General features: G+C 67.3%; 21 protein-coding genes and 1 tRNA gene. 8 read left to right on the plus strand and 14 right to left on the minus strand.

Going from position 1 to position 19724, the window contains the following annotated elements; translation table 11 throughout:
• Positions 1-9: 9 nt before the first annotated feature.
• Positions 10-1254, minus strand: coding sequence for a sarcosine oxidase subunit beta family protein (locus tag ABIE58_RS03290; protein WP_354543256.1), 1245 nt, complete (start codon positions 1252-1254; stop codon positions 10-12).
• Positions 1255-1459: 205 nt separating this feature from the next.
• On the opposite strand from ABIE58_RS03290, the gene ccmI reads away from it, so the two are divergent.
• Genes ccmI through ABIE58_RS03305 form a run of 3 tightly spaced genes read left to right on the plus strand, consistent with a single transcriptional unit; the run spans position 1460 to position 3403 of the window.
• Positions 1460-2701, plus strand: coding sequence for a c-type cytochrome biogenesis protein CcmI (gene ccmI, locus ABIE58_RS03295; RefSeq protein ID WP_354543257.1), 1242 nt, complete (start codon positions 1460-1462; stop codon positions 2699-2701).
• Entirely contained in the window at positions 2698-3180 is a 483-nt protein-coding gene (gene ruvX / locus ABIE58_RS03300; RefSeq protein WP_354543258.1) for a Holliday junction resolvase RuvX, read from the plus strand. The genes ccmI and ruvX overlap by 4 nt, the downstream gene beginning before the upstream one ends.
• Complete coding sequence (locus tag ABIE58_RS03305) at positions 3170-3403, plus strand: DUF1289 domain-containing protein (protein WP_354543259.1); 234 nt, start codon at positions 3170-3172, stop codon at positions 3401-3403. Before ruvX ends, ABIE58_RS03305 begins: the two co-directional genes overlap by 11 nt.
• A 252-nt stretch (positions 3404-3655) precedes the next feature.
• Here ABIE58_RS03305 and ABIE58_RS03310 read toward each other — a convergent pair whose 3' ends face one another.
• Entirely contained in the window at positions 3656-4144 is a 489-nt protein-coding gene (locus ABIE58_RS03310; RefSeq protein ID WP_354543260.1) for a hypothetical protein, read from the minus strand.
• A 184-nt stretch (positions 4145-4328) separates the two neighbouring features.
• On the opposite strand from ABIE58_RS03310, the gene ABIE58_RS03315 reads away from it, so the two are divergent.
• Positions 4329-5045, plus strand: coding sequence for a polyamine aminopropyltransferase (locus ABIE58_RS03315; protein ID WP_354543261.1), 717 nt, complete (start codon positions 4329-4331; stop codon positions 5043-5045).
• A 4-nt stretch (positions 5046-5049) separates the two neighbouring features.
• Here the strand turns inward: ABIE58_RS03315 and ABIE58_RS03320 are convergent.
• From ABIE58_RS03320 to ABIE58_RS03330, 3 genes are all read right to left on the minus strand, one after another.
• Positions 5050-5135: transfer RNA gene (locus tag ABIE58_RS03320), tRNA-Leu, on the minus strand.
• Between the two features lie 74 nt (positions 5136-5209).
• Entirely contained in the window at positions 5210-5761 is a 552-nt protein-coding gene (locus ABIE58_RS03325; RefSeq protein WP_354543262.1) for a tetratricopeptide repeat protein, read from the minus strand.
• Positions 5762-5792: 31 nt separating this feature from the next.
• Complete coding sequence (locus ABIE58_RS03330; RefSeq protein ID WP_354543263.1) at positions 5793-6272, minus strand: Lrp/AsnC family transcriptional regulator; 480 nt, start codon at positions 6270-6272, stop codon at positions 5793-5795.
• A 103-nt stretch (positions 6273-6375) separates the two neighbouring features.
• Between ABIE58_RS03330 and putA the strand changes: the two genes are divergently transcribed.
• Positions 6376-9807 (plus strand): bifunctional proline dehydrogenase/L-glutamate gamma-semialdehyde dehydrogenase PutA, encoded by a 3432-nt coding sequence (gene putA / locus ABIE58_RS03335; protein ID WP_354543264.1) that lies wholly within the window; start codon positions 6376-6378, stop codon positions 9805-9807.
• Between the two features lie 9 nt (positions 9808-9816).
• Here putA and ABIE58_RS03340 read toward each other — a convergent pair whose 3' ends face one another.
• Complete coding sequence (locus ABIE58_RS03340; protein ID WP_354543265.1) at positions 9817-10413, minus strand: LysE family translocator; 597 nt, start codon at positions 10411-10413, stop codon at positions 9817-9819.
• A 131-nt stretch (positions 10414-10544) separates the two neighbouring features.
• Here ABIE58_RS03340 and ABIE58_RS03345 point away from each other — a divergent pair, with 131 nt between their 5' ends.
• Both ABIE58_RS03345 and ABIE58_RS03350 read left to right on the plus strand, forming a co-directional pair.
• Positions 10545-11291, plus strand: coding sequence for a rhomboid family intramembrane serine protease (locus tag ABIE58_RS03345; protein ID WP_354543266.1), 747 nt, complete (start codon positions 10545-10547; stop codon positions 11289-11291).
• Entirely contained in the window at positions 11288-11659 is a 372-nt protein-coding gene (locus tag ABIE58_RS03350) for a GFA family protein (RefSeq protein WP_354543267.1), read from the plus strand. The genes ABIE58_RS03345 and ABIE58_RS03350 overlap by 4 nt, the downstream gene beginning before the upstream one ends.
• A gap of 24 nt (positions 11660-11683) precedes the next feature.
• On the opposite strand, the gene scpA is transcribed toward ABIE58_RS03350, so the two are convergent.
• Together scpA and ABIE58_RS03360 are read right to left on the minus strand one after the other, a co-directional pair.
• The gene (gene scpA / locus ABIE58_RS03355; protein WP_354543268.1) at positions 11684-13828 is read right to left on the minus strand and encodes a methylmalonyl-CoA mutase; all 2145 of its coding nucleotides are present in this window, start codon (positions 13826-13828) and stop codon (positions 11684-11686) included.
• On the minus strand, positions 13785-14738 hold the full coding sequence (locus tag ABIE58_RS03360; RefSeq protein ID WP_354543269.1) for a hypothetical protein: 954 nt from the start codon (positions 14736-14738) through the stop codon (positions 13785-13787). Before ABIE58_RS03360 ends, scpA begins: the two co-directional genes overlap by 44 nt.
• Before the next feature lie 172 nt (positions 14739-14910).
• Here ABIE58_RS03360 and ABIE58_RS03365 point away from each other — a divergent pair, with 172 nt between their 5' ends.
• On the plus strand, positions 14911-15360 hold the full coding sequence (locus ABIE58_RS03365; protein WP_354543270.1) for a DUF4174 domain-containing protein: 450 nt from the start codon (positions 14911-14913) through the stop codon (positions 15358-15360).
• Positions 15361-15371: 11 nt separating this feature from the next.
• Here ABIE58_RS03365 and ABIE58_RS03370 read toward each other — a convergent pair whose 3' ends face one another.
• From ABIE58_RS03370 to ABIE58_RS03395, 6 genes are all read right to left on the minus strand, one after another.
• Positions 15372-15890: a hypothetical protein gene (locus ABIE58_RS03370; RefSeq protein WP_354543271.1), complete on the minus strand. Its 519-nt coding sequence runs from the start codon at positions 15888-15890 to the stop codon at positions 15372-15374.
• Positions 15891-15894: 4 nt separating this feature from the next.
• Positions 15895-17940 (minus strand): ATP-binding protein, encoded by a 2046-nt coding sequence (locus ABIE58_RS03375; RefSeq protein WP_354543272.1) that lies wholly within the window; start codon positions 17938-17940, stop codon positions 15895-15897.
• A gap of 152 nt (positions 17941-18092) precedes the next feature.
• Complete coding sequence (locus ABIE58_RS03380) at positions 18093-18452, minus strand: hypothetical protein (protein ID WP_354543273.1); 360 nt, start codon at positions 18450-18452, stop codon at positions 18093-18095.
• A 90-nt stretch (positions 18453-18542) separates the two neighbouring features.
• Positions 18543-18680 (minus strand): hypothetical protein, encoded by a 138-nt coding sequence (locus ABIE58_RS03385; RefSeq protein WP_354543274.1) that lies wholly within the window; start codon positions 18678-18680, stop codon positions 18543-18545.
• A gap of 223 nt (positions 18681-18903) precedes the next feature.
• Positions 18904-19317, minus strand: a complete 414-nt coding sequence (locus ABIE58_RS03390) for a DUF6497 family protein (RefSeq protein WP_354543275.1) — start codon at positions 19315-19317, stop codon at positions 18904-18906.
• Complete coding sequence (locus ABIE58_RS03395; RefSeq protein WP_354543276.1) at positions 19314-19658, minus strand: hypothetical protein; 345 nt, start codon at positions 19656-19658, stop codon at positions 19314-19316. The genes ABIE58_RS03390 and ABIE58_RS03395 overlap by 4 nt, the downstream gene beginning before the upstream one ends.
• Positions 19659-19724 lie beyond the last annotated feature (66 nt).

A 19724-nucleotide genomic window follows, 5' to 3' on the forward strand; every position in this document is an offset into this window, starting at 1 on the left:
ACCACACCATCAATGCGCCACCCCCGCCGCCACGCTCTCATCAATGAACCGCCCCTGATAGAAGCGGTCGAGGCCGAATTGGTCGCAGAGCGGCGAGTGGCCTTTGGCCATCAACTCGGCAAAGCCCCAGCCGGAGCCGGGGATCGCCTTGAAGCCCCCCGTGCCCCAGCCGCAATTGATGAAGATGCCCTCGACGGGCGCCTTGCCGAGGATCGGCGAGCGGTCGCCGGTCACGTCCACGATCCCGCCCCATTGCCGCAGCATCTTGAGCCGCGCGACCATCGGGAAGGTCTCAATGAGGGCGCGCACCGTCTCCTCGATATGGTGGAACGATCCGCGCTGCGTGTAGTTGTTATAGCCGTCCGTGCCGCCGCCGATGACCATTTCGCCCTTGTCGGATTGCGACATGTAGCCGTGCACGGTGTTGGCCATGACGACGCAATCCATGCAGGGCTTGATCGGCTCGGAGACCAGCGCCTGTAGCGCCACGCTCTCGATCGGCAGCCGGAACCCGGCCATATCGGCCAGGTGCCCCGAATGCCCCGCCACGACCAGTCCCAGCTTGTCACAGCCGATATCGCCGCGATTGGTGGTGACGCCCGTGACGCGGTCGCCGTCACGCGAAATCCCGGTGACTTCGCATTTCTGGATAATATGCATCCCCATGGCCGAGCAGGCCCGCGCATAGCCCCAGGCCACGGCGTCATGGCGCGCGGTGCCCGCCCGCGCCTGCCAGAGGCCGCCCAGAACCGGGTAGCGTGGCCCGTCGAGATTGATGATCGGCACGATTTCCTTCACGCGCTGGGGCGAGATGAATTCGGTGGTCACGCCTTGGAGCGCGTTGGCCTGCGCGGTGCGCTTGTAGCCCCTCACCTCGTGCTCGGTCTGCGCCAGCATGATCACGCCGCGCGGTGAATACATGATGTTGTAGTTGAGCTCCTGTGAGAGCGTCTCGTAGAGGCTGCGCGATTTCTCGTAGATAGCCGCCGAGGGGTCCTGCAGGTAATTGGAACGGATGATGGTGGTGTTGCGCCCCGTGTTGCCGCCACCCAGCCAGCCCTTTTCCAGCACCGCGACATTGGTGATGCCGAAGTTCTTGCCGAGGTAATAGGCGGTGGCGAGGCCATGCCCGCCCGCACCCACGATCACCACGTCGTATTTCTTCTTCGGCTCGGGCGAGGCCCAGGCCCGCTCCCATCCCATGTGGTCGCGCAGGGCCTCGCGGGCGATGGCAAAGACGGAATAGCGTTTCATGCGCGGGCAGTCCTTTTGGCGGGGATTCGCGGGGCGAAAGCAGTTTCGATGGTAATGCGCCGGGCGGGCGGGGGAAAGGTGACTGGCGGCGGCGATTTCCGCCCCAATTGCGACATTGCGACATCGCGGCGCGGGGGCCGCGCACGCAACCGCGGCTTTGCCCCTTTTTTCCGCGCGCTTGGCGCTTTAGATGGGGGCTGAGAGGATGACGCTTATGACCTTCTGGATCATCGCGGCGGCGCTGGCCGTCGGAACGGGGCTGCTTCTGGCGCTGGCGCTCTTGCGCGGGCGACCGGGGGCCGAGCCGCCTGCGGCCTACGATCTGCGCGTCTATCGCGACCAGTTGGGCGAGATCGACCGCGACGCCGCGCGCGGCGTGATCGCCGGGGACGAGGCCGAGCGGCTGCGCGCGGAAGTGTCGCGCCGTATCCTTGCCGCCGATGCGCAATTGCGCGCGGGCGGGGCCACCGCCGGGCAGCCGCGCCTTGCCGGATGGGCCGGGGCGATTGTCGCGGTGACGATGCTCGCGGGCGGCGGGCTTGCGCTTTATGCCGTGATCGGCGCGCCCGGATATGGCGACATGCCGCTCTCGATGCGCATCGCCGCCTCCGAGGCGGCGCGCGCCGAGCGCCTGTCGCAAGAGGCGGCAGAGGCGCGTTTCGGCCCCGCCGATACGCCCCCGCCCAGCGATGCCACCGAGGAGCATCTTGCCCTTGTCCAGCGCCTGCGCGAGGTGGTCGCGGCGCGGCCCGAGGATCAGCAGGGGCTGCAATTTTTGGTGCGCAGCGAGGCCGCGCTGGGGCGCATGAGCGCCGCGCGCGAGGCGCAGGCCAAGCTCGTGGCCCTGCGCGGCGAGGCGGCAAGCGCCAGCGACCACGCCATGCTCGCCGAATTGATGATCGAGGCGGCGGGCGGCTATATCTCCACCGATGCCGAGGCCGCGCTGCGCGCAGCGCTTGAGCGTGACCCGCGCGCGCCCACCGCGCGGTTCTATCTCGGGCTTTACCACCTGCAACTCGACCGGCCCGACCGCGCCTTTCCCATATGGCGCGACCTGCTGGAGGAAAGCACCCCGGACGCGCCCTGGGTGCCCGCCATCCGCGCCCAGATCGGCCAGGTCGCGCAGCTTGCGGGTGTGCGCTATGAGCCGCCCAGCCTCGCCCCGGCCCCCGGCCCCTCTGCCGCCGACATGCAGGCCGCCGCCGGGATGGACCCGGAGGCGCGCGCCGAGATGATCCGCGGCATGGTGGCGCGGCTCTCGGAGCGGCTCGCCACCGAGGGCGGCCCCGTCGGTGACTGGGCGCGGCTCATCACCGCCTATGGCGTGCTCGGCGAGACCGACAAGGCGCGCGAAACCTGGCAGGAGGCGCAGCGCAATTTCGCCGCTGACGACGGGGCGCTGGACACGCTGCGCGCGGCGGCACGTGGCGCAGGCGTGGCGCAATGATCTGCGATGGGATCGAGGCCTTTGCCGCCGCGCTGCCACGGGCGCGCGGGGTCATGGGGCTTGATCTGGGCACCAAGACCATCGGCATCGCGCTCTCGGACCGGCTTTTGTCGTCGGCCAGCGCGGTGGAGACGGTCAAGCGGCGCAAGTTCACGCTCGATGCCGCGCGCCTGATGGAGATTGCCGACGCGCGCGAGGCGGGCGGGCTGATCCTTGGCCTGCCGCGCAACATGGACGGCTCCGAGGGGCCGCGCGCGCAGGCCACCCGCGCATTCGCCCGCAACCTCGCGCAGATCACCGACCTGCCCATCGGCTTCTGGGACGAGCGGCTTTCGACCGTGGCTGCCGAGCGCGCACTGCTGGAGGCGGATACGTCGCGAAAACGTCGCGCAGAGGTGATCGACGCGGTCGCCGCGGCCTATATCCTGCAAGGGGCGCTCGACCGGATGCGCCATATGAGGGATACCGATGGCCGATGATGTCTGGCAACGCGACGAGGTCGAGAGCCCCTGCGTGCGCATCTGCGTCGTCCACCCCGAGGCGCGCATCTGCACCGGCTGCCTGCGCTCGGTCGATGAAATCACCCGCTGGTCGAAAATGACCGCCGCAGAGCGCCGCGAGATCATCGCCGCCCTGCCCGACCGCGCGGGCCTTTTGACACGGCGCCGGGGCGGGCGCGCGGGGCGTCTGGGGCGGGGTTGACCCGACTCAGCGCAGGCCCGGAGAGAACACCCACCCTACGGTATCGTTTGCTGACCGTCCGCTTGGGGGCAAAGGAGAGCGTTCGCAATCCTTCCCTGCGCGGACTCGACGTGCCGCAGGCACCGCCGGACGGGCGCCATAAATGGCGTGGCGCGCGCTGGCTCCTTCTTCACACAAGAGCCGGGATCAGCATAAGACAAGCATCGCGCGAGACTGCGACGGAACGCGGGCACGCTCTTGCGCGCGGCCCGCTCACTCCCCGGAACGTTTCGCGATCCGCTCTTGCATCAGCTCCGCCATGAACCGCGCGGGCGTGCCGGGGGTGACGCCGCCCACGCCCACGCGCCGCCCCAAGCGCCACCACAGGCCCGGCTCCCACACGAACGGGCCGGGCTTGCGCAGCGTGAGGGTGAACCCGTTCGAGGGCTTGAACGCAAACGCCCCCCGCGCCACCGCCACGATATCCTCCATCTCGGCCAGCACGCGGCCATCGCTGCTTTTGAGCGCGCGGGGCGTCAGCACCAGCGAGGCCGCCGTCGCCCGCCACATCCGCCGCGCCATCCAGAGCGCGCCGACGCCCATCGCCACCATCGCCGCCTGCCACAAAGGTTCGGGGTTCTGGCTTGCGGCGAACCACAGAAGTATCCCCCCCAGCCCGCCAATCGAGGCCACGCCGATCCCGCGCCGCCCCGCCGAGGCCATCAGCACGAGGCTCGGTTCCGCATCATCGTCGTTGGTCATGCCCGTGGCCCCTGCCCTGTCGCGTTGCGCCTGTCCCTAGAGCATCGCGCGCGCCTTGTGCAAGTTCGCTTTGCCGCCCCTGCGCAAGCGCATGGATTGAGTTTGCGCGCGATCCGTCCGATAGAGGGGGCATGGAGCACCGCATACCCGCCCCCCGCCAAACCGCCCGCCAAAGGCCGATCACATGAGTCCGATGTTCGAGGAACTCGATTACGCGCCCACGCCCATCGGCGCGCTGAGCCTGCGGCAGCGGCACGATCTGCGGCTTGGCCAGGACGTGACAGAGATCATGCTCGGCCGGGATTACCTGATGACCAGCGCCTTCACCGCCTCCGAGGTGGCGCTTGGGGAATTGGGCATAGCTGCCTGCGAGGGCGAGGCGCTCGCGGTGGTCGTGGGCGGGCTTGGCCTTGGCTACACCGCGCAGGCCGTGCTCGACACCGGGCGGGTGGCGCGGCTCGACGTGGTGGAATTCCTCGCGCCGGTCATCGAATGGCACGAGCGCGGCCTGTTGCCGATGGGCACGCGGCTTGCAACCGATCCGCGATGCTGCTTCACGTTGGGCGATTTCTTCGCGATGGCGGCGGGCGACGGCTTTGACCCCGAGGGGCCGGGCCAGCGCTATGATGCGATCCTCGCCGATATCGACCACGCGCCCGATCACCTGCTCGACAGCCGCTCCGACAGCTTTTACCACCCCGAGGGCTTGCGCGCGATGGCCCGCTTCCTGCGGCCCGGCGGCATTTTCGGCCTGTGGTCGAACGAGGGCACGGATGCGCGGTTTCTCGACCGCCTCGCCAGTGCCTTTGCCAGCGCCTGGGCAGAGCCGGTTACCTTCGACAACCCGCTGACCGGGCAGCCCTTTACCCAGACCGTCTATCTCGCGCGCAAGGCGGCGTGACGGCTGGTGCGGGCGGCCGGACTTGAACCGGCACGGCCTTTCGGCCCAGGCATTTTAAGTGCCATGCGTCTACCATTCCGCCACGCCCGCATGCGGCCCCGCTTTCCTAGCGGGTGCGGCGGGCAAGGAAAATGCCTTTCTTGGGATCTTGCAGCGCGCGACGCTCAGATATCCTGCTCGGCCCGTTCCAGCGCGGGCAGAAGGCTGCGCTCGCTCAGCCACGGGTTGAGATCGAGCGCGCGGCGCAGCGCCAGCGCGGCCTCACCGGGACGCTCCAGCGCGATGAAGGTCATCGCCTGCCCGGTCAGCGCGCCCAAATGCCGGGGCGACAGCGCCAGCGCGCGATCGAGGTCGGGCAAGGCGGCGGCATAATCCTGCCGGATGAAGTTGACAAAGGCGCGCTGGTTATAGCCCTCGGCATAGTCCGGGCAATAGGCCGTGAGCGCGTCGAACGCCGCCACCGCCCCGTCGAAATCATGGGCCGCCCGCCGGGTCATCCCCTCGTCCAGCAACTCCTGCGCATGGGCGTCGGGCGCGTCGGCCCACAGCGCCCACATCTCGTTGAACGCAACCCGCGCCTCGCGCGCATTTTCCGCCGCCTGCACCCGCGCAAACAGTGCATCCAGCGCCGCGCCATGATCGGGCGGCGCGGGACAGGCCAGAGCCCCCGCAGGCACGAGCAGACACAAAAGTGGCACGGCGATAAAGCGTCTCATGCGATAAAGGATGGCACGCAGACGCGAAAAATCAAATCAAATCCCCGAGCACGGTCTCCTTCACCGCCTGCATCGCGACATAGGTCGAGGTGCTCGAGACATGCGGCAGGGTGGAAATCGCCTCGGCCAGAACCCGGCGATACTCGGCCATGTCCTGCGTGCGCACCTTGAGCAGATAATCGAAACTGCCCGCGATCAGATGCGCCTGCTCGATCTCGGGGATGCGCGTCACCGCCGCGTTGAACGCCGCAAGCGCCGTCTCGCGGGTATTGTCGAGCCGCACCTCGACAAAACTCACATGGTCAAGGCCGAGCCGGATCGGATCGAAAAACGCCCGGTAGCCGGTGATGACCCCGGCCTGTTCCAGCCGCCGCAACCGCGCCTGCGTGGGCGATTTCGACAGCCCGATCTCGCGCGCGAGATCGGTCACGCTGATGCGCCCGTCCGAGGCCAGAACCCGCAGAATCGCCCGGTCGAACCGGTCGAGATCGGAATGGTCGGATTGCCCCATGATATGCCCTCAATAAGACCAGATCGACCAGTAAAACCACATCAAACGGGAAAAGTCACCCCTGATCCGGTGCTATCATGGCCGGATAATTCAGGGGGAAGCCATGCCTTACGACACCGACACGCGCCGCGCCATCGACCTCGACACCTATGCAGACGAGGCCACGGTGCTGGCGCGGCTCATCACCGAGGCGGGCCTCTCGGAGGCGGATCGCGCGCGCATCGCCGGCCGTGGGGCCGATCTCGTGCGCGCCATTCGCGGGCAGGCGAGCCCTGGCCTGATGGAGGTGTTTCTCGCCGAATACGGCCTCTCGACCGAGGAGGGCATCGCGCTCATGTGCCTGGCCGAGGCGCTCTTGCGCGTCCCCGATGCAGAGACCATCGACGCGCTCATCGAGGACAAGATCGCGCCCTCGGACTGGGGCAAGCATATGGGCCATTCCACCTCGCCGCTGGTCAACGCCTCGACATGGGCGCTCATGCTCACGGGCCGCGTGCTCAAGGACGAGAACCCCGGCATCGTGGGCCATCTGCGCGGGGCCGTGCGGCGGCTGGGCGAGCCGGTGATCCGCACCGCCGTGGGCCGCGCGATGAAGGAAATGGGCCGTCAATTCGTGCTGGGCGAAACCATCCAATCGGCGATGGACCGCGCGGCGGGGATGGAGAAAAAGGGCTACAGTTATTCCTACGACATGCTGGGCGAGGCCGCGCGCACCGACTCTGATGCCACCGGCTATCACCTCAGCTATTCCCGCGCGATCACCGCGATTGCCACCGCCTGCACCCACAGGGACATCCGCGACAATCCCGGCATTTCCGTCAAGCTCTCGGCGCTGCACCCGCGCTATGAGGTGGCGCAGCGCGAGACGGTGATGGATGTGCTGGTGCCGCGCCTGCGCTCGCTCGCGCTGCTCGCGAAATCCGCGCGGATGGGCCTCAATATCGACGCCGAAGAGGCCGACCGCCTGGCGCTCTCGCTCGACGTGATCGAGGCGGTGCTGTCAGAGCCCGCGCTCGCGGGCTGGGACGGGTTCGGCGTGGTCGTGCAGGCCTATGGGCAGCGCGCGGGCCATGTGATCGACCATCTCAACGATCTGGCCACGCGGCTGGATCGCCGCATTATGGTGCGGCTGGTCAAGGGGGCCTATTGGGATACCGAGATCAAGCGCGCGCAGGTCGCGGGCGTGGACGGTTTCCCGGTCTTCACGTCGAAGCCAGCGACCGACATTTCCTATATCGCCAATGCGCGCAAACTTCTGTCGATGACCGATCGCATCTACCCGCAATTCGCCACCCATAACGCCCATACGGCGGCGGCGATCCTCGACATGGGCACCGACAAATCCACCTTTGAATTCCAGCGCCTGCACGGCATGGGCGAGGCGCTGCACGACATCATCCTGAAATCCGAAGCCACCCGCTGCCGCATCTACGCGCCGGTGGGCGCGCATCGCGACCTCTTGGCCTATCTGGTGCGCCGCCTGCTGGAGAACGGCGCGAATTCCAGCTTCGTCAACCAGATCGTGGATGAGAGCGTGCCGCCCGAAGAGGTCGCCCGCGATCCGTTCGAGGCGGTAGGCGACCCGCAGCCCCACCTGCCCACCGGGCCGGACCTGTTCCTGCCCGAACGCCCCAATTCGCGCGGGTTTGACCTGCGCCACCAGCCGACGCTCGACGCCATCGAGGCCGCCCGCGCGCCCTTTGCCACACAGGCGTGGCAGGCCGCGCCGATCCTCGCGGGCAAGGCCGCGCCTGAGCCATCCGAGACGGTCGAGAACCCGTCGGACCCGGCGGATAGCCCCGGCACGGTGGCGTGGGCGTCGGCGCGGGATGTGGAAACCGCACTTGCCGCCGCCGCCCCGTGGGAGGCCCCTGCGACCGAGCGCGCCGCCATCCTCAACCGCGTGGCCGACCTCTACGAGGAAAATCACGGCGAGATTTTCGCCATCCTGCACCGCGAGGCGGGCAAGTCGATCCCCGACGCGGTGGCGGAACTGCGCGAGGCGGTGGATTTCCTGCGCTACTACGCCGCCAATGCGCCCGAAGCGGCCCCCGTGGGCGTCTTCACCTGTATCAGCCCGTGGAACTTCCCTCTGGCCATCTTCACCGGCCAGATCGCGGCAGCCTTGGCCGCAGGCAACGCGGTGCTGTCGAAACCGGCCGAGCAAACCCCGCTCATCGCCCATCTCGCCGTCACGCTCATGCACCGCGCGGGCGTGCCCCAAACCGCGCTTCAGCTTCTGCCCGGCGCGGGGAATGTCGGCGCGGCGCTCACCTCTGATCCGCGCGTTGGCGGCGTGGCCTTTACCGGCTCCACAGACACGGCGCTGAAAATCCGCGCGGCGATGCTGAAACACCTCGCGCCCGGCGCGCCCTTCATTGCCGAGACCGGCGGCATGAACGCCATGATCGTGGATTCAACCGCCCTGCCCGAACAGGCAGTGCAGGCGATCGTGGAATCGGCGTTCCAGTCGGCGGGCCAGCGTTGTTCGGCGCTGCGCTGCCTCTATGTGCAGGAGGACATCGCCGGGGGGTTTACCGAAATGCTCACCGGCGCGATGGATGCGCTGGTGGTCGGCACCCCGTGGCACCTTTCCACCGATTGCGGCCCGGTGATCGACGAAGAGGCCCGCGCAGGCATTGCCGAGCATATCCAGCAGGCCCGCGCCGAGGGGCGGCTGCTTCACGAATTGAAAACCCCCAACGCGGGCACATACATTGCGCCGACGCTGATCCGCGTGGGCGGCATCGAGGATATGGAGCACGAGATTTTCGGCCCGGTGCTGCATCTTGCGACCTTCAAGGCGCGCGATCTCGACCGCGTGATCGGCGCGATCAACGCCACCGGCTATGGCCTCACCTTTGGCCTGATGACCCGGATCGACGACCGCGTGCAGCATGTGACCGAGGCGGTGCACGCAGGCAATATCTACGTCAACCGCAACCAGATCGGGGCCATCGTGGGCTCCCAGCCCTTTGGCGGCGAGGGCATGTCGGGCACCGGGCCAAAGGCAGGCGGGCCGCATTACCTGACGCGCTTCACGGCGCAACCGGCCCCGATGCAGGGCGCGAAGTGGGAGGCAGCCATGCCCGTGGCCAAAGTGCAGGCGGCGCTTGACCGCGCCAATTCTACGCCTGCCACCGCGCGCGAGGCGCTGGTTCTGCCGGGGCCGACGGGAGAATCGAACCGCCTCACAACGCATCTGCGGCCCGCGCTTCTGTGTCTCGGGCCGGGGGCAGAGGCGGCAGCGGCGCAGGCGCAGGCGGTCGAGGCGCTGGGCGGTGTTGCGGTCGCGGCCACGGGCCATGTCGATCCGCACGCGCTCATCACGATGGGGGGCTTGTCGGGCGCGATCTGGTGGGGCGACGAAGGCCAGGCCCGCGCCTATGCCGGGGCACTGGCGCAGCGCGCAGGCCCGATCCTGCCGTTGGTGACGGGGATGCCCGACACCGGCCACGCCCTGCATGAGCGCCATGTCTGCGTCGATACCACCGCCGCAGGCGGCAACGCGGCACTGTTGGGGGGCATGTCCTGAGCAGATCGTTTAGGCCAACAGCATCCAAACGGCCACAGCTCCGAGCATCAGGCCGAACCAGACATTCATCGCCCGCGCGCTTCCTGCGCGGGCGAAAATCGCGCCTAGCTGAGCGCCCATGATCGTCCAAACCGTGAATGCGACAAGGTTGTTGAGCGTGAAAAACGTCGTGATCCCCAGAACCAGCACCGACCTGTCCGGCCCGGACACACCAAGAAATTGAGTGAACATCAGCGCGATGATCACATAGGCCTTGGGATTGAGCAGCAACAGCATCACGCCGTCGCGGAATTTGGCGGGTTGCGCCGCCTCGCCGGTATCCTGCCGTCCCGCGCGCAACAGCCCCACCGCGATCCAAAAGACATAAAGCGCCCCGGCGAATTTGAGCAGCGCGAACACCCCCGGTGCCGCATCGAGCGTGCGCAGCGCACCAAATCCGATAGCAGCGGTAACCAGCCACGTCGCGACATGATACCCAAGGCTGGCAGGCAGCGTTGCCCATAGGCCGAACCGCGCCCCATTGGCGGCAAAGAACAGGTTCCCCGGACCGGGACTATAAGCCAGCGGCAGAAGAAACAGGAACAGGGCAATCGCGGTCTGGGTCATTGGCGCACCTCATGGTTTCTTGCCAGATGACCACCACCACGCCCGGATCGCGACCCGGTTCCTGCGCAATATGCGCAAGTGGATGCAATCGCCGCCTTTCCGACGGGTTTGATCCACGCTAGCTTTGCCCCATGTTTCCGATCCGCGATCATAACCCTTCGGCCACCACGCCCTATGTCACCTACACGCTCATCGCGGTGAACGTGCTGGTATTTCTCAGCTATTGGTCGCTCTTCTCGGATGCGCGCGCGATCACGCTGTTCTTCAACCAATGGGCGATGATCCCGGCGCGGGTGACGCAAATGGGCGAGTATTCCGGGGTTCTCACCTCGATGTTCCTGCATGGCGGCGTGATGCATCTTGCGGGCAACATGCTGTTTTTATGGATATTCGGCGACAATCTCGAAGACCGGATGGGCCACCTGCCCTATCTCGTCTTCTACCTCGCGGCGGGTATCGCGGCGGGGGCGGCGCATGTGCTGGGCGGGCCGGGCTCGATGGTGCCGACGGTGGGCGCATCGGGGGCAATCGCGGGGGTGATGGGCGGCTATCTGCTGCTCTTTCCGCGCGCGCGAGTCGATATCCTCATCATCATCGTGTTCTTCATCCGCATCATCACCATTCCGGCGGCGCTGGTTCTGGTGCTGTGGTTCGCCTTCCAGGTGCTCGCGGGGCTGGGCAGCAGCGCCGATGCGGGCGGCGTCGCCTATTGGGCCCATGCGGGCGGCTTTGTCGCAGGGGCGGTGCTTGCGCTGCCGGTATTCGTGCGGCTGGGCGGGCCACGCTTCTGGAGGCAGCATGGCGGGATACCGCCCAGCCCTGCGGCGCGCTACCGCTTTCGCCGCACGCCTATCCCCCGTGTCAGGAGACGCCGATGACCAACCTTCTCAAGGCCACCTGCCATTGCGGCGCGGTCGAGTTGCGCCTGCGCCCGCGCGACCCCGGTTTGGGCGACGCGCATCGCTGCGATTGCAGCTTTTGCCGCAGGCGCGGCCCGGCCACGATCAGCGTCGCGCTCGATGATCTCGAAATCGTCAAGGGGGCCGAGGCGCTGACGCTCTACCAGTGGGGCACCGGCACGGCGCAACACTGGTTCTGTAGCCGCTGCGGCATCTACACCCATCACCGCCGCCGCTCGAACCCCAACGAATACGGCGTCAATCTCGGCGCAATCGACGGGGTCAATCCGCGCGATTTCGACCCCATCGCTTGGGTGGACGGCGTCAACCACCCGTCTGATCGCTGACGCCCCCGGCCTCGGCCCCCGCGCCTACCGCCGCGCCGCGCGGATGAGCGCGAGGATATCGCGCGCCGCATCGGGGATGTTGGTGCCGGGACCAAAGATCGCCTTGACCCCGGCATTTTTCAGGAAATCGTAATCCTGCTGCGGGATCACCCCGCCGCAGATCACCAGGATATCGCCCGCGCCGCGCGCCTCGAGCGCGGCGATGAGCTTCGGTGCCAGCGTCTTGTGCCCGGCGGCCTGCGACGAGATGCCCACCACATGCACATCATTGTCGATGGCGTCCTGCGCCGCCTCCTCGGGTGTCTGGAACAAGGGGCCCACATCGACGTCAAAGCCGATATCGGCAAACGCCGTGGCGATCACCTTGGCACCGCGGTCATGCCCGTCCTGGCCCATCTTGACGACCAGCATCCGCGGCCGCCGCCCCTCTTCCTCGGCGAATGTCTCGACATCCTGCTGGATCGCGGCAAAGCCCGCATCGCCCTCGTAGGCAGCCCCGTAGACCCCCGCGAGCGTGCGCACCTCGGCGCGGTGGCGGCCGAATTCCTTTTCCAATGCCATGCTGATCTCTCCCACCGTGGCACGCGCGCGCGCGGCCTCGACCGCCGCGTCCAGCAGATTGCCGCCCTCGCGCGCGCGGCGCGTCAATTCGTCCAATGCGGCCTGACAGGCGGCCTGATCGCGGGTGGCGCGGATGCGCTCCAGTCGGGCGATCTGGCTTTCGCGCACCTTGACGTTGTCGACATCGAGAATGTCGATCGGGTCCTCTTTATCCTTGCGATACTTGTTGACGCCGACGATCACCTCCGCGCCCCGGTCGATCATCGCCTGCCGCGTCGCCGCCGTCTCCTCGATGCGCAGCTTGGGCATGCCCGATTCCACCGCCTTGGTCATGCCGCCCATCTCCTCGACCTCGCAGATCAATTCCCAGGCTTTTTCAGCCAGATCATGGGTGAGCTTTTCAACGTAATAGGACCCCGCCAGCGGATCGACCACCTTTGTCACGCCGGTTTCCTCCTGCAAGATCAACTGCGTATTGCGCGCGATCCGGGCCGAGAACTCGGTCGGCAGGGCAATCGCCTCGTCAAGCGCATTGGTGTGCAGCGACTGCGTGCCGCCCAGAACCGCGCTCATCGCCTCATAGGCGGTGCGGATCACGTTGTTATAGGGGTCTTGTTCCTGAAGGCTGACGCCCGAGGTCTGGCAATGGGTGCGCAGCATCTTGGATTTCTCGGATTTCGCGCCGAATTCGCTCATGATCCGGTGCCAGAGCAGCCGCGCGGCGCGAAGCTTGGCGGCCTCCATGAAGAAATTCATGCCGATGGCGAAGAAGAACGAGAGCCGCGGCGCGAAGCTGTCCACGTCCATGCCCGCCGCGATGGCCGCGCGCACATATTCACGCCCGTCGGCCAGCGTATAGGCCAGTTCCTGCACCAGGTTGGCACCCGCCTCCTGCATGTGATAGCCCGAGATCGAGATCGAGTTGAATTTCGGCATGTGCTCGGCGGTGTAGCCGATGATGTCCGACACGATCCGCATGGAGGGCGCGGGCGGGTAGATATAGGTGTTGCGGACCATGAATTCCTTGAGAATATCGTTCTGGATGGTGCCAGACAGCAGCGCCTTGTCATGGCCCTGTTCCTCGCCCGCGACGATGAACGACGCCAGAACCGGGATCACCGCGCCGTTCATGGTCATGGAAACCGACACCTTGTCGAGCGGGATGCCGTCGAAGAGGATCTTCATGTCCTCGACCGAATCAATCGCCACGCCCGCCTTGCCCACGTCACCCTCGACACGGGGGTGATCGCTGTCATAGCCGCGATGGGTGGCCAGATCGAAGGCGACCGATACGCCCTGCTGCCCGGCGGCGAGGTTGCGGCGGTAGAAGGCATTTGATTCCTCGGCGGTGGAGAAGCCGGCATATTGCCGGATCGTCCAGGGGCGGCCGGCATACATCGTGGCCTTGACGCCACGGGTAAAGGGGGCCTGCCCCGGAATGCCGCCCATATGCGGCAGGTCCGCGACATCCTCTTGCGTATAGAGCGGGCTGACCGGGATGCCCTCCAGCGTCTGCCAGGTCAGATCGCCCAGCGGGCGGCCACGGAGTTCGGCCTCGGCAAGCTTAGCCCAGGTTTCTTTTGTCGATGTGTCTTTTGTCGATGTCATCGCTTTGTCCTCTTGTCGGAAGACCGTCGCGGGGTTGTGTCCCCGCGCTCAACGGTCCGGTTTCCTCGGCCAGCCGTGCCAGCCCGTCCGCCCCGGCGCGCAGCCAGAGCAGATCGTCCTCATATGCCTCTTTCAGCGCGGCGGCCTGCGCCTCGCTGAACGGGTGCCAGCGCCCCGCGCCCTCGGGCAGACGTGCGGGATCGCCGCCACGCGCGGCCACGGCGCGGCGCAGCGCATCCAGATCGGGCGCACGCCCCCGCCAGATGCGGGCCGCGCGCCCGGCGGGCATGGTGGCACCCCCGGTCATCTGCGCCAGCCGCGCCTCGGGGCGGGTGGCGAATTGCTCATGCGGCAGGATCACGATCTCGGCCCCCGGCAGGGCGCAGGCGATATCGGCGATCACCTCGCGCCATTGCCGCCCGGAGGTCACCAACCGGTCGAGATCGCCCCGAGAGGGCAGCCTGTGGCCGCGCGCCACTGCATAAGCCAGCACCGAGTCCCACCACGCATCCTGCGCCCGGATCGACAGCACGGCACAGGTGATACGCCCGCCAAAGGCATGGCCAAGCCGCGCCACCCGCTCACCCGCGCCGGGATAGAGCCGGTGCCGCCGCAGGCAGAGGCGCGGCGCGCCGATCATGTTCTCGTCGCTGACCACAAGATGCGCGGCCCCCCCGGCCTCGGCCTGCGCCACGCGAAGGGCAATGCGCCCGCGCGCGTGCGCCGCCTCGGCGGCGACGGGATGGCCGCCCGGTGCCGGGATCACCCCCGACAGCAGCCCGCCGCGCGTGACCTCCGGCCCCCAGACCACCACGCCAAGCGCGGCGAGGGCAGGACCGCACGCCTGCGCGTAACGTTGCAGGCTGGTGGTGGCGGTGCGATGGGCCCCCAGATGCAGAATGATATCCATGATCGCGCGCCCCCCTTGCAGCCGCTGCCTGCGCGCAGCGCGCAGGGCTTGGGGTCGCAGTCTGCCACCAAAGCCTGAGCGGGACGTTAATCGCACCGTTTTTTCACGACATCGCTGATCGGGCTTCGCATTTCCGCGCAACCCCCCTATATCTTGGGCAGCAGGAGACCCCATGAAACCGATATTCGCCCTTGTTTTCCTCGCCTTCGCCGCAACGCCCCTGCTGGCGCAGGACCGCACCCCCGAGGCCGACATGCCGGTGATCGTCGGGGCGGAAGAGATCGACCTCGACGATATCGCGTGGCTCAAGCGGGCGCTCGTGGTCTTTGCCGACACGCCCGCCGACCCGCGATATGTCGAGCAGATGGGATATCTCACCGCGCGGCTCGATGCGCTGGCGGCGCGCGATGTGGTGGTCATCACCGATACCGATCCCGCCGCCCGCTCGGAATTGCGCCGCAAGCTACGGCCGCGCGGCTTTGCCCTCGTGCTGATCGGCAAGGACGGGGTGATATACCTGCGCAAACCGGCCCCGTGGCATGTGCGTGAGATCACCCGCTCCATCGACAAGCTGCCGATGCGCCAGCAGGAATTGCGCGACGGGCGCGCGGGCGGAAGCTGACGCGCCATCGCTCAGCCCTCCCCCATCGCGACGACAAGCAGCCCCTCGCCCGGCAGCATCAGGATGAGCGCGCGCCGCGCCGCGTCCCAGCCCAGAACCGTGCGCGCATCATCAAGGCCGTGGCGAAACACGCCCTCGCTGCGCGCATCCATGCAGGCCCGCGCCTCAAGCCCCGCACGGCGCATCGCCATGCCGGTCTCGCGGTGGTGGTTGGCCATCGCCACCAGCCCCGCATCCGCCGCCTGCCCTCGCCAGTCAAGCGCCGCCGCCCCGCGCGCTACGATCTCGCGCTGCATCTGCACCACGTCGCGCGTGACCGGCAGAGCCGATTTCACATCAGGCGTCACCACGGCATAAAGCCCCACGGCACAGCCCCGCGTCGCATTGAAAAACAGCGTATCGCCCAGCGCGAACCATTGCCCCAGCCACTCCCGCTGCACCGCCTCCCGATCGCGCACACAGCCCGCCACCAGCACGACGAGCGCCAGACAGGCCAGCGGCACAGGGCTATGGCGCGCGGGGCGGGTCATCCCCTCACTCGAATTCCATGATAACATCGTCCACCGCGAGGCTGTCGCCCGGCGCGGCGTTGACCTTGGCCACCACGCCGCGGCGTTCGGCGCGCAGGATGTTTTCCATCTTCATCGCCTCCACCGTGCAGAGCGCCTGCCCCTCCTGCACCTCGTCGCCCTCCGTCACGTTGACCTTCACGATCATGCCCGGCATCGGGCAGAGCAGCAGCTTCGATGTATCAGCGGCAAGTTTCTCGGGCATTAACGCCGCCAGTTCCGCCTGGCGCGGCGTGCGCACATGGCATTTCAGATCGGCCCCGCGACTGCGAATGCGGAAACCCTGCGTGATCTTGCCGACCTTGAGCACCAGCGGCGCGCCATCCACCATGAGCCGCGCCAGCCCGTCGCCGGGCGTCCAATCGCTTGCCACGCGCATCTCGCCGCCATCTGCAAACCCCACGGTCGCGCCCTCGCGGTCGGCGGCCACGGTGACCGCGAGGTTTTGCCCTTGCAGGCTCACCACCCAATCCTCGCCCACGTGGCGCTCGTGGTTGTCCATCCGCCCCGAGATCCGCGTGCGCCGGATTTCCGCCACCCGGTGCATCGCCGCCGCACTCGCCGCGATGCGGCGCAGCATGTCGTCGGGCAGCAGCACCCCCTCGAAACCCTCGGGATATTCCTCAGCGATAAAGGCCGTGGTGATCTCGCCCGAAACAAAACGCGGGTGATCCATCACCGCGCTGAGGAAGGGCAGGTTGTGGCCGATCCCCTCCACCTCGAAACTGTCGAGCGCCACGCGCATCGCCTCGATCGCCTGCGCGCGATCCGGGGCCCAGGTGCAGAGCTTGGCGATCATCGGGTCGTAATACATCGAAATCTCGCCGCCATCATAGACGCCGGTATCGTTTCGCACCGCCGTCTCGCCCGGCCGCGCCTCGCCCTGCCATTTGCCGCTGTCGAGAAGCGGCCCGGCGGCCACCTCTTCGGGCGGGCGATAGCGCGTCAGCCGCCCGATCGAGGGCAGGAAGCCGCGATAGGGATCTTCGGCGTAAAGCCGGCTCTCGATGGCCCAGCCCTTGAGCGTCACATCGTCCTGCGTGATCGAGAGCGGCTCGCCTGCGGCGAGGCGGATCATCTGCTCGACAAGGTCCACGCCGGTGATCAACTCGGTCACCGGGTGTTCCACCTGCAAGCGCGTGTTCATCTCGAGGAAATAGAAATTGCGGTCGCCATCGACGATGAATTCCACCGTGCCCGCGCTGGCATAGCCAACCGCCTTGGCCAGCGCCACCGCCTGCTCGCCCATCGCGCGGCGGGTCTCTTCATCGAGAAACGGGCTTGGTGCCTCTTCGATCACCTTCTGGTTGCGGCGCTGGATGGAGCATTCCCGCTCGCCGAGATAAACGCCGTTGCCGTGGCTGTCGCAGAGCACCTGAATCTCGATATGGCGCGGCTGGGTCACGAATTTCTCGATGAAGATACGGTCATCGCCGAAACTCGACGCCGCCTCGTTCTTGGAGCTTTGAAAGCCCTCGCGTGCCTCCTCGTCATCCCAGGCGATGCGCATCCCCTTGCCGCCGCCCCCGGCGCTGGCCTTGATCATCACCGGATAGCCGATCTCGCCCGAGATTTTCACCGCCTCATCGGCATCCCCGATGATCCCCATATAGCCGGGCACGGTGCTGACGCCCGCCTCTTGGGCGATCTTCTTGGAGGTGATCTTGTCACCCATCGCCTCGATCGCCCCCACCGGCGGGCCGACAAAGGCCACGCCCTCGGCTTCCAGAGCCTTGGCGAATTTTGGGTTTTCCGACAGGAAGCCGTAGCCGGGATGCACCGCCTCGGCCCTGGTCTGCCTGATCGCGGCCATCACACGCTCGATCACGATATAGCTCTCGGAGGCGGGCGAGGGGCCGATATGCACCGCCTCGTCGGCCATCTGCACATGCAGGGCCTGCGCGTCGGCATCCGAATGGATCGCCACGGTGGCAATCCCCATCTTGCGCGCGGTCTTGATGACCCGGCAGGCGATCTCGCCCCGGTTGGCGATCAGGATTTTCTTGAACATCTCTCGTCCCTTCCTCTAACGGTCCCGGCCCGCACGACGCACCGCGCGGCCCCTGTCACATCCCGGCCGCCGATGCGCCGGTGAAATCGTCCTGTCATTTGCGAAATGCCGGTCCGGCGCGGCGCGGAACTCCGCCGATCCCTGCGCCCCGCTCATGGCGCATCCCCGCCGTCGAACAGGTCTGGAAAGCTGCGCCGCGCCACGTCGAGATCGAGCACCAGCCGCGTCTCATAGCTCTCGGGGTCAAAAGGATCGTCGACGGGTTTGATCTCGCGCCCGAACAGCCAGCTCAACCGCCCGGCATCGAGATTGCCGCGCTCGAACGGCTCTTCGCCGAAATGCTGCCAGATGGCGCGCAGGAACTCGGTATCCGCGCGCCGGTCAACCGGCTTGCGATCACGATAACGCTCGCGCGCAATCAGCGGGGTGATCCCGCGCGGGTTGCCCCGCCTGATGGTGAATTGGTAATCCGTTCCCGTGAGGCGTCCGGGAAATCCGCGATGTTTCAGCATGTTGCCACCCCCGTTACCACGGGGCATCGCGCGCCGTTCAGATGTGGCGGGACGGACGAAACCGCCCGGCCCGCCATCAGCCCAAAGGGCTTACTTGTATTTGCCGGTCTGCACAGGCTCGGTCGTGATCGGCTCGACAACGACGAATTCTTCTTCGGCCGGCTGCGCACATGCGGCGACAACGGCGATGAAGCCCAGGGCGAGAATGCTCTTGACGGTTCTGGACATGTAAAACTCCTGTCTCTCGTATCTTCGATTGATGGCGCGCCTCGGCACGATACCGAAACCCGCCGATTGGGCGAGGTAAAGGGCACTCGCGTGCACCTTTGGTTCACGCTAGCGGAAATTGAACGATTTGAACATATTGAATGCACAATCCCACGCGCATGTGTCCGGAATGCCGCAGTTGCGGCCCCTTCACGCGGTTTGGCAACGAGATATCGCGCAAACATCAGAACATCTCCCAGATACAGCGGTCGCCCTCGATCCGATACGCCTCGAAGACCTCGGCAACCGCGCCGTCGTAAACCCCGAATTCCGCCTCGCGATCGGCCAGCGAAATCACCACCTGCCCCGGCTGCGGTCCGGTATTGGCGATCCGTGCGAGGGCATGTTCCTCGCAGAGCCAGGCCAGGTCGGCGGCGATGGCGTCCAGGCGGTCTGCCCCGGCGGCAAACCCTTGCGCCACATAGCGAAACCGGTAAATCAGCCCGGCCCCGGCGGGCCGGTCGGTCAGCACCTCGTAGAGCCGCGCCTCCAGCCCCGAGGGCAGCCGCAGCGCCTCCTCCTGCGCCGCGGCTGCGGGGGCCTGCGCCAGCAGCGCGGGCGGGATCATCCCCACCACCGGCCTCAGCGCCCCGTTCATGTGCCCCTCCCCCGGCCGGTCCAGCGCGCCACGCGCGCCGGGTCTGCCAGCAGCGCGGCGATGCGCGCCTCGGCCTGCGCGCGCGCGAACCGCCCCGCCACCGCGCCGCCCGCGCGCACATGCAGCCCGCCGGGCACGCGCGCCACGCGCACCACGGGCGCAAAGCCGCGCAGATGCCGCAACGCGCGCCACATGTCCTGCCGCACCAGATGCGCCAGCCGCCGCCGCCCGACATGGCCCGCGATCACCGCCTCTGCGGCCAGATCAAACCGCACGGGCACCCGCCGCGCCAGCGTCAGCGCGCCCCCCTCGTCGATCACATGCCAGCGGTCGCGGCCCATGCCTTGTGCCTTTTCGTTTCTTCTTGGTGAAAATACTCCGGGGGAGTCGCCGGAACGGCGACGGGG

Source organism: Roseovarius sp. MBR-78, assembly GCF_040547535.1.
GTDB lineage: Bacteria > Pseudomonadota > Alphaproteobacteria > Rhodobacterales > Rhodobacteraceae > Roseovarius.